This window comes from Symmachiella dynata, assembly GCF_007747995.1.
GTDB lineage: Bacteria > Planctomycetota > Planctomycetia > Planctomycetales > Planctomycetaceae > Symmachiella > Symmachiella dynata.
In genome coordinates this window covers 4,371,702-4,384,836 of record NZ_CP036276.1, presented here as the reverse complement: position 1 = coordinate 4,384,836, position 13,135 = coordinate 4,371,702, and the positions used below count along the sequence as shown (strand labels likewise).

Below are 13,135 nucleotides of genomic sequence, written 5' to 3'. Positions count from 1 at the left end.
TTGGGTGCTCGAGTGGGCTGTGTGCCGTCCCTACAACATGATTCTGAGGATCTTGTGTCTGCTAGGGCGGTAGTTAATGGCCCGCTTTGGATACTGATCCTGCATTCCGACCAATAGCTGCGCCTATTCCGCCAGCCCAGGCCCCCGCAAAAACCATAGGCACAAATGCGAAAAAAATTTCCCACACCTCGGCGGATTTTGATTCGCTATTTTCAACCAAGGCGAGCATGAATTCGCCTGGGAGAACAAAAAGCCCAAAGCACGTACCGCCCGAAAGCGCTCCTCCAATTACTGCTCCCAAACTCGGTTCGCACGTCCTGCCTGCTAGAGCTCCGATAGGTATGCCGATCAGCGCAGAAATCAATGCGAACCAATAGATTGTCAGCTCGCTGCTCTTCCCAGTTTGACTGCCCCAATGGGTTAAGTAAAAACAGTACCCAATCACTACGAGGAGCCGCGCAATCGCACATAAGCCAGCACCGGCAGCAGCACCGATCATCCGTTTTCTGGACTTCGTCATGGTGTGTTTTCCCTCTGGAACCGACCCCAGATTTGACAGTAGTCTGTTGTGGTCGTTTCTTTTATAGAACTGATTACCCCCCTTGGGGTTGGCAGCCATGAAACGCGGGATTTCAAGTGGCGAATGTAGTCCTCTTAAGCCGAATTTTCAGAAATCTAATACCAAAGTAGACTGCCGATGGCGAAATAGCAAAACAATTCGGCGCCCGATTCAACTGCAGCATAACAAGCTAGCTCGATCCCAGCAGTTCCAATTGAACGCTACTACGCCCACTCGCCAACGACGAACAACAACAATGGATGTGACGCCCCGTTGTTAGCGGGGCAGGGGATCACTCGGTTGGCGAGGATGGGTAGGTGTGCGGAGCGGGGCGGATTTACGTGAGGGGCGGGGACGCTGTGGTTCGATTCAGCACTGGCGGCACTTCCAGTGCATGCTCTTGTTAGCCATCGCTTCGGTGCGGATTACCAAAATCCGGTGCGTTGAAAAACGAGTCCGGCCGTGATGTCAACATAGTAAGTGGCACCACCGCCATCTGCTTCACGGGGACTCTTGTAGACTGTCGCGTTTTCCGGGAATGCCCAGCCAAGTTCACCAAACGTCAGGTCGAACTTTTCTGGATACGCGGGGTCGCCGTTTTTGGCAAACTCACTGGGCTCAAATGGGGGATGTTGACCATGCTCCTGCCAGAGTTCGTCCAAGTAGACTGCGAAATCATCGGCCGAGATCTTGTACCGCGCCAGATACCCGTTGGCGTGCTTCCGTATTTGAATATCAGTGGCAGCCTCCGGCATGTAGCGCTGCGAACGGAAATCCGGAATGTCATCGAACGATGCGTAGCGGAAATCACCGAATCGGACGGCGTCCACCACCATCATTATGCCGGTGCATGATGGAATGAACGCAAGTAACGCGAAGGTCGAGTACCAAGAACACGTCTTGATGCGGCCCCACGACTTGGGAGAAGCGCATGCTGTCAGGACGACAACCACCACAAGTAAGACGCCGAAGGTAATCTGGATCGGCAGGATGATGGGCCACAACATGGGCGCTGAGCAGTTCCGTAATGCTGATCTTTACTGTTGGCTAGAGTGTCCCATCAAGACCGCGCTGGTAGTACTTGTGAGTCACCTCGTCCTGGTGCTCGAGGAGCCAGTCGATGGAAGGTTCGTTGTGCATGGCTTTGTGGATGGCCTGTGCCGTGGCCTTGCGATGAATTTCAAAAAGTGCCTTGTGGTCCAAGTTCTCTTCAGTTGCGGCCCCTGGGTTCAGCCAAACCGAGCAAACGATGCCGAGATCGTTGGCTTTTTCCTTGGGAATGTCTCCCGCTCGGACGGCGTCGAGGACACCGTTGGCAATCGCCGCTTGCACAGTCCCCATTAAGATATTCGTGTAGGCTGTGCTCTTGACCGTCACCTTACTGACCATCAGAGTCACTGGCCGCACCTGAATATCGGTGTCCAAGATTGCAAAGACTTTCGAGTGGCCAGCCGATTGGCCGCCCGTCAAAGTGGCAATCGCTGTTCCGACCGGCCCGTCCAATTCGCCGATGACAACTTCAGGCTCCGCAGCTGTAAACGGTGGTCCGCCAGCAACAAGAGACTCTCCGGTACGCATCACAATTCGATCACTCATGGGGGCCTGTTCCGTTGTCTGTGAAGTTTGTAAGTGAAGTTAATTCAGCTCTAGGGGCCAACAGCGTACTCGCGACAACTGACTCTGTCCACCACCGACGTGTTTCCGTCCGTTTAATCAAAGAGAATAATAAAAACTGATCTTCATGGGAACGACCACGGGCTTCATCGTCGTATGAGTTCCGCCGGTGCGTGCGAAGTCCATAAATAGGTTCGTTCCGTTGCCGAAATCACGACGGACGCGGACCAGCGACGTACATTTTCGAATTGCGATACCGGCCGCGTTCCAGTGTATGTTTTTTATTATCTCGCCTCGTTCATCCGCACTGGAGAACCATCCAAATGTTCTCGAATTTGCGTGACTGAAGACTGTCGTTTGTGATCCAAAAATACAGTCGGCCTAGATCGCCCCACATCCAGCCAGCGTTGTCATCGCTATCGAGCTGAAGCAACAATCGCCAGTCGGCAGCACCAGGTTTAAGCATCGGGACACGAGTATCATCATATCCTTCGAGGTCGCCGCAATTGATACCGTTCGACGCCAACTGACATTCGAGTTGCATTTCACCTTGAATTTCCTGCGGATGCCCAAATAGGTGGTGACGAAGTGAGTCCTCACTGTAGATCAGACGAATGTAGAAATTAAACTCTTCGTCAGTGAGTTTAAGTTTTCGGAAGGTGTCTGATCTCGAGCTGATAGGAGTCATGCAATCGCTGAAGGTTAGCTGGCACGGGGTATACCGTGCGTGATCTGGCAGGCCCGCTGGGAATGTTGCTCGCTGAAGATCAGAATTTGAGGTAAACCGAACAGACCAACTGCCACGATCCTTGGGGTCGAAGCCCCAGGTGGACTGCTCTGGATCATAGAAGAATGAGAGGAGTCCTGTTGGAGGCAACGCGGCCGTGCAGGCATATTGTGTAATGTTTGCGAGGTTGATCTGACCAAGAAAGGACAGCGGTGCGCCGTTCCAGAGTGGCCACTCGAAATCAACGGGTACATCCGGTTGGCCGCCGAACTTGGATGCACCAACAGGGATCGCATAGTCTGCCAGAGGAGCGGTCTGAATGCTGACACTGGGCTCAAGCGCGTCAGTCAGTTGGGATGCGACGCGATCTAGCCCCGCTTCCATCAAGCTTTGCCGAAACGTATCAGTAGTTGTCATGGCTGTTACGGTATCCCTTGCTTTTCTCTATTTGAATCCGCATTGAGACTACCCCCAGCCAGTTTGATCGTCAATCAAAATGTGCAGCGTGAGATAAGCCGAAACGGCTGTGTAAATTCAGCAAGCTCTTGATACACAGGCCACTGGCAGTGACAGCCATCTCTGGAAGAACTCAATATCATCCTGAATCGTTTTCTAAAATCAGCCATTTCGCTGATAATAAGCATTCAGGGGATGGCATCGCGCTCTTACGCGTCATCGACCATTTGAACGGGAGATCCGAACTTTAATTGACCTACCTCTCCACAGCCGATACATTGATAATGGTTGATGGGTTCGCCCGTGACTGTTTGGCCTGCGATTCGTTTTGTCTTTGTAAGGAGCGGTGATGCAAACCCCTGTCTCAATTCAACACGATTGCGGAAACGTATCACGGAGGACGATCCTGCAGGCCGGGTTGACGGGATTGGGGGCGGCGACCTTGCCCGATTTGCTGCGGCAACGCGCTGCTGCCGGACAAGCCTCGCGCAAGACAGCTGTGATCTTTATTGAGCTGGCTGGTGGTCCGACGCAATTCGAAACCTACGATCCCAAACCGCTGGCGCCGGTGGAATATCGCGGACCGATGAGTACCGTGCAGACGAACCAACCGGGCGCGTACTTCAGCGAGACGATGTCGCAGCAAGCCAAGATTCTCGACAAGCTGACGATCATCCGTTCGATCCATCACCGCAAAAACAGTCACGATCCGTCGAGCCATTTGTCGCAGACCGGCTACTACAAGACCGGCCCCAAGGGGGGGCCGAATCAGATGCCTAGCTTCGGCTCGGTGATTCACAAAGTTCGCGGCGCGAACACCGCGGGCTTGCCCGCTTATGTGGCGATCCCCAATACTATGCGTAACGGCGGCTCGGCGCATTTGGGCAAAGGGTGCAATGCGTTTGAAACGATCGAGAACCCATCGAAGAAGAATTTTAAGGTCCGCAACCTCGCCTTGGCCGGCGGAATGGATATGCGACGGCTTGACGATCGGCGCGGATTGCTGAAAGCATTGGATGATGACCGGCGGATGTTGGATCTGGAAGGTTCCTCCGCAGCGATCGATCAGTTCACAACCCAAGCATTCGATATGGTCTCCGGCTCCGCCGCACGCGAGGCGTTTGATATTTCTCGTGAAGACGACAAGCTCCGCGACGCGTATGGTCGCAGCACTGCCGGACAGGGCATGTTGTTGGCGCGGCGGTTAGTCGAAGCGGGAGTCACCTGCGTCACTGTCCGCAGCACCGGTTGGGACCACCACGGAAGTTTGCCCAAACGGATCGTCAAAAACGGCGTCGAGTTCGACCGCGGCATGGCCGCGTTGGTAAACGATCTCTACGACCGCGGACTGCAACAAAACGTCCTGGTAGTCGCCATGGGCGAATTCGGCCGTTCCCCTCGCTTCAACAAAGATGCGGGCCGCGGACACTGGGGAGCCGTAATGAGCGTCGCCCTCGCCGGCGGCGGACTCAAGCCGGGCATTCTGGGAGCCTCGAATTCAAAAGGCGAAATCCCCGCCCAGGCGCCGTACCAGCCGGAAAACGTCCTCGCCATGCTCTACCGTCACCTGGGCATCGACCCCGCCATGACCTTCGACGACCTCGCCGGTCGCCCACGCTACGTGCTGGAACGTCGTGAGTTGATCCGCGAATTGGTGTGATACGGCTGAGCTGCGTCTTCGACGTGTGAATGATATTTTCGGCGTCGATTATACGTCGTGGAATGCTCCTCTCACTTTTCCCGCCCACAAACTGGCCTCGCGCGGCGGTTCGTGTTACCTTACTGGCTTGGGGCGTCTGTGCTTTTCTGTGCAAAAGGTGCGTCGCGACGCATCCTACGGGCGCGCTCCTCATGGAATCACCTAACCACACAAATAACGGAAACTGTACCGTGAGCGGACCTGATTTTTCTAAGGCGGAACTGTTGCCGGTGATTGCTCAAGACGAAGCGACCGGCGATGTGTTGATGTTGGCTTATATGAACGCCGAAGCGTACCAAGAGACGCTGGCGACCGGCCGCGTCTGTTATTTCAGCCGTAGCCGCAATAAACTGTGGCGCAAAGGCGAAGAGAGCGGCAACGTGCAGGAGGTTAAAGCGATCTACTTTGATTGCGACGCCGACACGCTGCTGATCAAGGTCAACCAAATCGGCGGGGCTGCTTGCCACGAAGGTTACCGGAGCTGTTTCTTCCGCCAGGTCACCGACGGGGGGGAAAACTTCCAGACGGTGGGCGAACGCGTATTTGATCCCAAAGAAGTCTACAAGAAGAATTGACGACACCCATGGCTGAAAAGATTTTGAAATTGGGCATCCCCGCCGGCAGTTTGAAGGACGCCACGGGTGAGCTCTTTAAAAAAGCGGGCTACAACATCAAGTTTTCCTCGCGCTCATATTATCCCGAAATCGACGATGTCGAGATCGAATGCCTGTTGATCCGCGCGCAGGAAATGGCGCGGTATGTCGAGCAGGGACTGTTGGACGCGGGTATTACCGGGCACGATTGGGTGGTCGAGAACGAAGCCGATGTCACCGAGGTCTGCGAGCTGATGTTTTCAAAAGTCAGCCGTCGCCCAGTGCGGTGGGTGCTGTGCGTGCCGGAAGATTCGCCCGTGCAAAAACCAGAGGATTTGGAAGGCAAGCGGATTGCGACCGAAGTGGTCGGTTTGACAAAGTCCTTTTTTGCCAAGCACAATACAAACGTGAACGTCGAGTTCTCCTGGGGAGCCACGGAAGTCAAACCGCCCAAATTGGCCGACGCGATCGTCGAGGTCACCGAGACCGGTTCATCGTTGCGGGCAAACGATCTACGGATTGTCGCGGAGGTATTGCAAAGCACTACGCGGTTTATTGCCAACAACGATTCGATCGCCGACCCGTGGAAAAAAGAGAAGATTGACAACATCGCCTTGATGTTGCAGTCCTGCCTCGCTGCCGAGGGGAAAGTGGGCTTGATGATGAACGTCTCGCGGACCGACCTGGAAACAGTGTTGAGTACACTGCCGGCGCTGCAAAAACCAACCGTGGCTTCACTGTCCGACCCGCAATGGGTAGCGGTTTCGACAATTGTGGATGAATCGTTCGTCCGCGAAATCGTGCCAAAGCTGCGCACCGCCGGCGCACAAGGTATTGTGGAAACACCGATCAACAAGATCATCGACTAAGTGAATGACGCGTCACGGGAGGGCGAAGCTCCTGCTGAGCCGTGTTGATATTATCTCCCTCTCCCTTTGGGAGAGGGCCGGGGTGAGGGTTTTGCACAACGGGCAATGACCTATGCTCCATTGAAGCTGCAATGTCTCTGCTGAGGCTTTTGGCGTTGGGTTAATCTTTTGTCCTGTATAGAAAGGTGCGTCGCGACGCACCCTACGTTCTTGATGCCTATCACTGTCTTTAAAATCGGTGGCAGTTTGTTGGAGGTTGCCGGTCTGGCGGACCGGATTGAAGCTTTGATGGCGCAGCGCCCGGAGACGACGGCGGTGTTGGCAGTGGGGGGCGGAGGCGTTGCGGATGTCGTGCGGCGCTGGGATGCTGTGCACGGCTTGGGCGACGAAGCCGCGCATTGGTTGGCGGTCCGGTCACTCAGCATCAACGAAGCTTTGTTGTGCAATGTGCTACCGCAATGCGTGCCGGTTTCTACCCCTGCAGAGGCAGCAGCTCACGCCGAAGCGGGGCAGGTGACGGTTTTGGCCAGTGAAGCATTTTTGCGTCACGACGAAACCAGTTCCGAGGCCTTACCCCACAACTGGGAAGTGACCAGCGACAGCATTGCCGCCCGAGCTGCGGTCTGTTTCGAAGCGGCGGAATTGGTGTTCGCCAAATCGGTGTCGTTACCCAAAAAACGCGACATTGCCGCCGTGCAGTCGCGACGGCTGATCGATAACCACTTTTATCAATTGGCTCAAAGCATTCCCCGTGTGGGCTGGATCAATCTACGCCAACAGCAAGAGATTGAGCCGTGGCTCGAATCGGGGAAACCGGTCGGCTCAAAACGTTCCCTCTAAGAAGTCCGCCATCAGCTTCCACCCGGCGGCATATTGCCTGCCCGAGGCGGCAGCAGTCACTTCGTCATAGGTCGCCGCATCGCCTTGAGCGACGTTTGTCCCCGCGATGGTAAAGGGGACAAAGCCGTGGGCGTGTGTCTTGGTGCGGAGGAACGTGGGGTGATCGGGCGAAACCAAAATGCGGTAGTCGCCGGTCGATTTCAAATACTCGTGTACTGGTCCCACGATATGCCGGTCGATTTGTTCCAAGGCTTCGATTTTGGCAGCGACGTCCCCTTCGTGCGAGGCTTCGTCACTCGCTTCGACGTGGACAACCACGAAATCGACCTCTTCGAGCGTCTCGATGGCGGCGCGGCCCTTGGCGGCGTAGTCCGTATCGAGATAACCGGTGGCGCCCGGGACATCGACAATTCGCCAATCCAACAGTCGGCCAATGCCCCGCAACAAGTCGACGGCTGTGATCACCGCGGCCGATTTTCCGTAACGCTCTTGAAACGGTTCCAGCTGCGGACGGCTGCCTTGGCCCCATAGCCAGATGGAGCTGGCCGGCAATTGCCCAGCGGCTGCGCGGGCGCGGTTTTGTTCGTCTTCCGCAAAGAGCTGTTCGCTTTTTTGCATGAACTGTTGAAGCGTCTCCGCACCGGTACCCGACGGCAGATGTCCAGCCACGGGACCGTCGGTCAGGTCATGCGGCGGGTAGGTGGTCGTGGTGGCGTCGAAGGGTGGAGCATTTCCCTGGCCGCGATAAATCAACAGATTGCGATAGCTGACACCTGTATGAAATTCCCAGTGCTCATCACCGCACGCGTTTTGCATCAAGCCGATTAAATGCGCGCCGAGTGCATTAGGGATTTGTTCGGCTGTGAAGCTGACCATATTCCCATCTTGAATCGTCACCAAATTGCAGCGAACCGCCCAGTCGTGCGGTCCCAAAACAATTCCCTGAGCAGCCGCCTCGAGCGGCGCGCGGCCGGTGTGGTATTTGAGTGCGTCATAACCAAACAGATTCATCGTGGCGACATCACTGCCGGAGGGGAGCGAGGGAGGGACGTTGTCGCTTTGTCCCACGATACCGGTCGCGGCAATGGCGTCCATGTTGGGCGTTGTCGCGGCTTGTAATGGAGTCTGGCCAGAAAGGGAGGGTTGCGCTTCATCGGCGCAGCCATCGGGAATGATCAGGGCGTATTTCATGGAGGCAAGTTTGCAGGCAAGTGAGACTGTTAAAATGGAAATTCGGAGCGACAGTATAGTGGAAACCCCCACGCAAACGAATCCCTGTTGTGAATTGTGCAATTCAAGGCACGACATGCACCAACATCAAGTCGTGCCCGCGCGTCGACCAGTTGGTGCTGGCGATCAGCACGATTTCATCGCCCGATGCAATCACCGAATTGCGGCGGCCCCAATCCGCGACAACTTTCATGATCTTTTGCGGTTGCTTATGGACCACGTCGGTGTGCATCGGCGTGACCCCCCAATACAAGCACATGCACCGCGCGGTCTCGACCCGGTCGCTGAGTCCCAGAATGGCGACTTGCCGGCGTTGCTTGGAAACAGCCATTGCGGTTTTTCCACTGTGTGTGGCGACGACAATCCAGTCTGCGTTGAGATGTTCAGCCGCCGCGCCGGCTCCAGCGGCGACCGCTTCGGTCATGGCCAGCGCCCGGGTTCGTGGTCCGCTCAGTCGATCCGCATTCGCATCGGTGCGGACCAGACGTTCTGCTTCGTGGGCAATGCGGCTCATTGTCGTGACCGCATCAATTGGATATTGACCGATGGCGGTTTCACCGGAGAGCATCAGCGCATCGCTGCCGTCCAAAACGGCATTGGCCACATCGGTCGCTTCAGCACGCGTGGGGCGGTTGCTGCGTTCCATGCTATCCAGCATCTGCGTGGCGGTAATCACCGGAATGCGGTATTGGTTGCAGAGGTTGATAATTCGTTTTTGAAGGACCGGGACCTGCGCAATGTCAACTTCGACCCCCAAATCTCCGCGGGCCACCATTACGGCATCGGTCGCTTCCAGGATTCGATCCAGATCGTCAACCGCTTCCATTTTTTCGATTTTAGCAACGATTTGCGGCGGTGATTTGTCTCCAAAGGCGTTGATTTCGCGTCGCAACAACAAAATGTCCTCGGCACTGCGGACGAAGCTTAAGCCGACAAAGTCAATCTCATGCGAGACGGCCCAGGCTAAGTCGCTGTGGTCTTTGGCCGTTAAACTCGGGGTGCTCAATATTGCGCCGGGAAGATTGATGCCCTGTTTGCTGCGGATGACGCCGGGCAATTCGACGATGCATTCCACTCGTCCTTCTTCAGGATAACATTCGGTCACGACCATCGAGACGGTTCCATCGGCCATCAGAATCGGATCCCCCACGCGGAGATCGTCGACCAATTTCTCGTAGGTACAGGTCAACCGATGCGGATGATCCACGTCCGTTTCACGGGCAAATTCAAAGACTTCGCCTTCGTTGCAATGGATCAAGTCGCCCGGCAACTCGTTGAGACGGATTTTGGGGCCGCACAGGTCTCCCAGAATCCCGATCGGCCGCTGCAACTCGACTTCGATTTGACGAATGCGTTCGACGATCGTCTCCAGCCAGTCAAGGTCGCCGTGCGCGAAATTTAAGCGAAATAAGTCGACCCCCTCAATTGCCAACCGGCGTATCACCGACAGGTCTTCGCTCGCCGGACCGACAGTGGCGATAATCTTGGTCTTCACGGATCGTTTTTTTATCAAAGGACCGTCAAAAGTCACAAGTGTCTCCCTACATCTAAGGCTTCGAACAGCCGACACCTGAGCATAACTCAGTTGAGCACTTCTGCAAAGGTGCACGTTTCGTACCGTTGCCCGTGGATTCGTTGGTTCCTGCGGAAAGTTTTCTTAGCCACAGATTGAACACGGATGAAACACGGATGAAAAAAGACGTAGGTTGGTTCCCAAACAGTATCCGGGAAAGAAACAAACGATCTGGAAATGACCGATGTCTCAGGTTTTTTCCAAGAAACTGCGCGAATTTACGAAGGATTTGCCGGTATAACGACAATAGTCTGTTAAATAACCAACCTTCAACAATAAGCTCGCCGGCAGATGGATTGTGACGAAACCGTTCATCGTGAATCCGTCTTACATCGAGCCGTGTTGGCCGGCGATGAACAGGCGTGGCATGCGCTGTATGACGAGAATTTTGATGCACTTTACCGGTATGTCCAATGGCGCTGCGGCGGGATGTCGTCGCTGGGGGAAGAAACGGTGCAGGAAACCTGGCTGACCGCTGTGCGAAGAATTCGCCGTTTTGATCCGCGGCAAGGCACGTTTCAAGCTTGGGTGCGCGGCATCGCCGCCAATCAGTTACGCAATCAATTTCGCCGGCAACGGGCCGGAGCGGGGGGCTCGGGAGAACTGGATTGGGAACAGGCGATCAGCCTGCCTCCCGAAGCCGCTGCCGAGAACCGCGAACAAGCCGAACAAATCGCCGCAGCACTGGCGGCACTCCCCAACCAATACGAACAAGTCTTGCGGGCCAAATACGTCGACGCCCTCCCGGTCGCCGAAATCGCCCACAGCCTCAGTCAAACCCCCAAAGCAATCGAATCGCTATTGAGCCGAGCCCGTGAAGCATTCCGCCGGGAATGTTTGCAGCGAGACGATTTGTCGCCATGAAATTTCATCGAACACAGCGAGATCGTGCATTCAAACAACAGAAAATCAGGGTGGCACCAGCTCTGCCAGTGTTTTGTAATGAGGGCCGACATTGGAATAGGCACTGGCAAAACCAGTGGCACTCCTTCTGAATCAAACCGTGATACAGCATGCATTATTTTGTGGAGCAGGATTCATGAATCAGGAACATCAACAACCAGCCGCGGCCGATGACCGTGTCCGCGAATTACGGGAGCGACTTCTATCTGAGACGACCGGTGTGATTCGGCGGCGACGGTATTATCGGCGGGCGGGGATGTTTGCGGCTTGTGTCGGCTGCTATTTGGCCGGTCTGCTGACCGTCACGCTGATGGCCGACGGCGCGTCGCCTGAAACCGCGCGCGAGGTCGTTGATCATGAAATCACAGCGCCGAACGCGACGATTGAAGACGACATCGCGACGGAGACCGTTTCGGTTACGGCACCGGTCGTCGCTGTCAAAACCGGGAGTGATGCTGAATTCCAAGATGAGCCTCAGGATCAGCAACGGCCGTCGAATACGCTGCAGCACAAACCACGAAAAAAGAAATCGCGGTTCCTCTCGTTGCGGGACTTGGGGGATCAATATCTGTTGGAACAACAAGATCCGGCCGGGGCGGCGCGGTGTTATCAGATGGCGCTGCGATTTGCTACTGAAGATGAAGTCAATCAACAATCCGACGAGGGCACGTGGCTGTTCCGTGCCTTGAAACTCGACCACCATTGGGAGACCGACGATGCGCGCAATCAAGGATAACTACTCATTCATTAAGGCATTGGCCGCCGTGTTTTGTTGCACGCTGCTAATAACACAATCCGGCCTGCTCTTCGGACAAGAGGCGGAAGAGAAGAGCACTCCGTCCACTCCTGCGGCAGACCCCGAGACGAAGGCTGACGAGCCTGCGAAGACGAAAGAGCCGACTGACTCAAACACTCTTCGTAGTGGGCGTGCCAAGCGACCGGACGACGATGACCGGCGCGGTTTTGGTTTTGGGCGTCGGCGTGGGGTTCGCGCGAAATCGGACGACGACGATGACGACCGGTTTGGGGGACGGCGAGGGAAAGGTAAGCAATCGAACAACGAAGTTGCCAAGGAAAAAACAGAGGACGAAATTCCGCCGCTGGCCGAAATGTTAGCGACCGCGCTGGAAAACAACCCCGACATCGGCGTCGCCGCTAGCCAGGTGACGGCCGCGGAAGCGCAACTGAAGCGGGCACAGTTGAACGTCATGCAGCAAGTCATGGAGTTGCGAGAAGCGTGGCACGCTCAAATCCAGTTGGTTCACCGTAACGTGGCAAAGGTTGAAAACGCACGAATACGGAGTGACGAGATACGTCGCGCTTTTAAGGCAGGTGGCGTTTCAAAGTCTGGACTCGCGGACGCCGAGGCTCCAGAAAAAGAAGCGGAAATGGAGCTCATCCAAGCTCAGGCCAAATTGGCCGAGATCAAAGCGAAGATCCCCTACGTGTTGGGGACACAGAAACCGGTCGTGAGGACGGGGAGTATGTCGGGACGGGGAACTGGTACGATGTTGGGACGGGGTCGCGTTCGTGGTAGGAGAACGGGCAGTAAGAGCCAAGTCGAAGACGGCGCAACGCCGAAAGAGAACGACGATGCGGCTGATGTTAAGACTCGACAACTGCCGGATCTGCGGATCGGTGTGAGTCATGCCGGTGAATCCGCTGTGCTGGCGAAGCTGCGCGAAGCTTTGAATCAAAATACGGAGCTCGATTTCCAAGACCAGCCAATTGACGATATTGTCCTTTTTCTGAATGACCTACACAACCTTTCTATCACCCTGGATAAAAATGCATTGAAAGAAGGCGTTGGCGGCAAGGAAGAGGGCATGGTTCAAATCAGCTGCAATCATACAGGTATTTCCCTAGCGGCCGCTCTACAGGCAATCATGGATCTCCATCCACGAGTGTCATTCGTTGTGCGTGATTACGGGTTGCTGGTCACTGCCAAAGGGAAGGAGCCACTCGGGGCAATTACTGTCTCAGACTTCGTAAAGCGGCATCCAGCACCCGGACCTTTCGGTGGGGTCATTCTTCACTCGCCCGGTGGTGCAGGCGGAGGTCAGTTTTAATCG

At 55.4% G+C, this 13,135-nt stretch carries 13 protein-coding genes; 7 read left to right on the top strand and 6 right to left on the bottom strand.

All coding sequences use genetic code 11. The annotated features are described in order from the left end of the window. Positions 1 to 73: 73 nt before the first annotated feature. From Mal52_RS16555 to Mal52_RS16540, 4 genes are all read right to left on the bottom strand, one after another. Positions 74 to 520, bottom strand: coding sequence for a hypothetical protein (locus Mal52_RS16555; protein WP_145377325.1), 447 nt, complete (start codon positions 518 to 520; stop codon positions 74 to 76). Between the two features lie 464 nt (positions 521 to 984). Continuing rightward, positions 985 to 1,566, bottom strand: a complete 582-nt coding sequence (locus tag Mal52_RS16550; RefSeq protein ID WP_197534255.1) for a hypothetical protein — start codon at positions 1,564 to 1,566, stop codon at positions 985 to 987. Between the two features lie 40 nt (positions 1,567 to 1,606). Next, positions 1,607 to 2,155: a formaldehyde-activating enzyme gene (gene fae / locus Mal52_RS16545; protein WP_145377323.1), complete on the bottom strand. Its 549-nt coding sequence runs from the start codon at positions 2,153 to 2,155 to the stop codon at positions 1,607 to 1,609. A gap of 316 nt (positions 2,156 to 2,471) precedes the next feature. Then, on the bottom strand, positions 2,472 to 3,317 hold the full coding sequence (locus tag Mal52_RS16540) for a YwqG family protein (protein ID WP_145377321.1): 846 nt from the start codon (positions 3,315 to 3,317) through the stop codon (positions 2,472 to 2,474). A gap of 388 nt (positions 3,318 to 3,705) precedes the next feature. On the opposite strand from Mal52_RS16540, the gene Mal52_RS16535 reads away from it, so the two are divergent. The 4 genes from Mal52_RS16535 to Mal52_RS16520 all read left to right on the top strand — a co-directional run bounded on the left by Mal52_RS16535 (position 3,706) and on the right by Mal52_RS16520 (position 7,357). After that, positions 3,706 to 5,016 (top strand): DUF1501 domain-containing protein, encoded by a 1,311-nt coding sequence (locus tag Mal52_RS16535; protein WP_145377319.1) that lies wholly within the window; start codon positions 3,706 to 3,708, stop codon positions 5,014 to 5,016. Positions 5,017 to 5,246: 230 nt separating this feature from the next. Next, positions 5,247 to 5,630, top strand: coding sequence for a phosphoribosyl-AMP cyclohydrolase (hisI, locus tag Mal52_RS16530; RefSeq protein ID WP_145377317.1), 384 nt, complete (start codon positions 5,247 to 5,249; stop codon positions 5,628 to 5,630). Positions 5,631 to 5,638: 8 nt separating this feature from the next. Then, a complete protein-coding gene (gene hisG / locus Mal52_RS16525) occupies positions 5,639 to 6,517 on the top strand; it encodes an ATP phosphoribosyltransferase (protein ID WP_145377315.1) in 879 nt (292 codons plus the stop codon). 213 nt (positions 6,518 to 6,730) lie between these two features. Further along, positions 6,731 to 7,357, top strand: a complete 627-nt coding sequence (locus Mal52_RS16520; protein WP_145377313.1) for an amino acid kinase family protein — start codon at positions 6,731 to 6,733, stop codon at positions 7,355 to 7,357. On the opposite strand, the gene Mal52_RS16515 is transcribed toward Mal52_RS16520, so the two are convergent. Both Mal52_RS16515 and pyk read right to left on the bottom strand, forming a co-directional pair. After that, positions 7,340 to 8,548: a cofactor-independent phosphoglycerate mutase gene (locus Mal52_RS16515; protein WP_145377311.1), complete on the bottom strand. Its 1,209-nt coding sequence runs from the start codon at positions 8,546 to 8,548 to the stop codon at positions 7,340 to 7,342. The two genes, Mal52_RS16520 and Mal52_RS16515, sit on opposite strands and share 18 nt — an antisense overlap. Positions 8,549 to 8,651: 103 nt before the next feature. Then, on the bottom strand, positions 8,652 to 10,082 hold the full coding sequence (gene pyk, locus Mal52_RS16510) for a pyruvate kinase (protein ID WP_231962374.1): 1,431 nt from the start codon (positions 10,080 to 10,082) through the stop codon (positions 8,652 to 8,654). Positions 10,083 to 10,451: 369 nt separating this feature from the next. Here pyk and Mal52_RS16505 point away from each other — a divergent pair, with 369 nt between their 5' ends. The 3 genes from Mal52_RS16505 (at position 10,452) to Mal52_RS16495 (ending at position 13,132) form a co-directional block, all read left to right on the top strand. Further along, positions 10,452 to 11,024 (top strand): RNA polymerase sigma factor, encoded by a 573-nt coding sequence (locus tag Mal52_RS16505; protein WP_145377310.1) that lies wholly within the window; start codon positions 10,452 to 10,454, stop codon positions 11,022 to 11,024. Between the two features lie 175 nt (positions 11,025 to 11,199). Then, complete coding sequence (locus tag Mal52_RS16500) at positions 11,200 to 11,799, top strand: hypothetical protein (protein WP_145377308.1); 600 nt, start codon at positions 11,200 to 11,202, stop codon at positions 11,797 to 11,799. Further along, positions 11,780 to 13,132 carry a TolC family protein gene (locus Mal52_RS16495; protein WP_145377306.1) on the top strand — a complete coding sequence of 451 codons (1,353 nt, stop codon included), beginning with the start codon at positions 11,780 to 11,782 and terminating at the stop codon, positions 13,130 to 13,132. Before Mal52_RS16500 ends, Mal52_RS16495 begins: the two co-directional genes overlap by 20 nt. Positions 13,133 to 13,135: the final 3 nt, after the last annotated feature.

Excerpts from the sequence above, each read along its gene's own strand:
- Mal52_RS16500 (WP_145377308.1), top strand. The coding sequence starts at position 11,200 with ATGAATCAGGAACATCAACAACCAGCCGCGGCCGATGACCGTGTCCGC.
- Mal52_RS16495 (WP_145377306.1), top strand. The coding sequence starts at position 11,780 with ATGCGCGCAATCAAGGATAACTACTCATTCATTAAGGCATTGGCCGCC.
- Mal52_RS16520 (WP_145377313.1), top strand. The coding sequence starts at position 6,731 with ATGCCTATCACTGTCTTTAAAATCGGTGGCAGTTTGTTGGAGGTTGCC.
- Mal52_RS16540 (WP_145377321.1), bottom strand. The coding sequence starts at position 3,317 with ATGACAACTACTGATACGTTTCGGCAAAGCTTGATGGAAGCGGGGCTA.
- hisG (WP_145377315.1), top strand. The coding sequence starts at position 5,639 with ATGGCTGAAAAGATTTTGAAATTGGGCATCCCCGCCGGCAGTTTGAAG.
- Mal52_RS16550 (WP_197534255.1), bottom strand. The coding sequence starts at position 1,566 with ATGTTGTGGCCCATCATCCTGCCGATCCAGATTACCTTCGGCGTCTTA.
- Mal52_RS16535 (WP_145377319.1), top strand. The coding sequence starts at position 3,706 with ATGCAAACCCCTGTCTCAATTCAACACGATTGCGGAAACGTATCACGG.
- Mal52_RS16505 (WP_145377310.1), top strand. The coding sequence starts at position 10,452 with ATGGATTGTGACGAAACCGTTCATCGTGAATCCGTCTTACATCGAGCC.
- Mal52_RS16515 (WP_145377311.1), bottom strand. The coding sequence starts at position 8,548 with ATGAAATACGCCCTGATCATTCCCGATGGCTGCGCCGATGAAGCGCAA.
- Mal52_RS16555 (WP_145377325.1), bottom strand. The coding sequence starts at position 520 with ATGACGAAGTCCAGAAAACGGATGATCGGTGCTGCTGCCGGTGCTGGC.
- fae (WP_145377323.1), bottom strand. The coding sequence starts at position 2,155 with ATGAGTGATCGAATTGTGATGCGTACCGGAGAGTCTCTTGTTGCTGGC.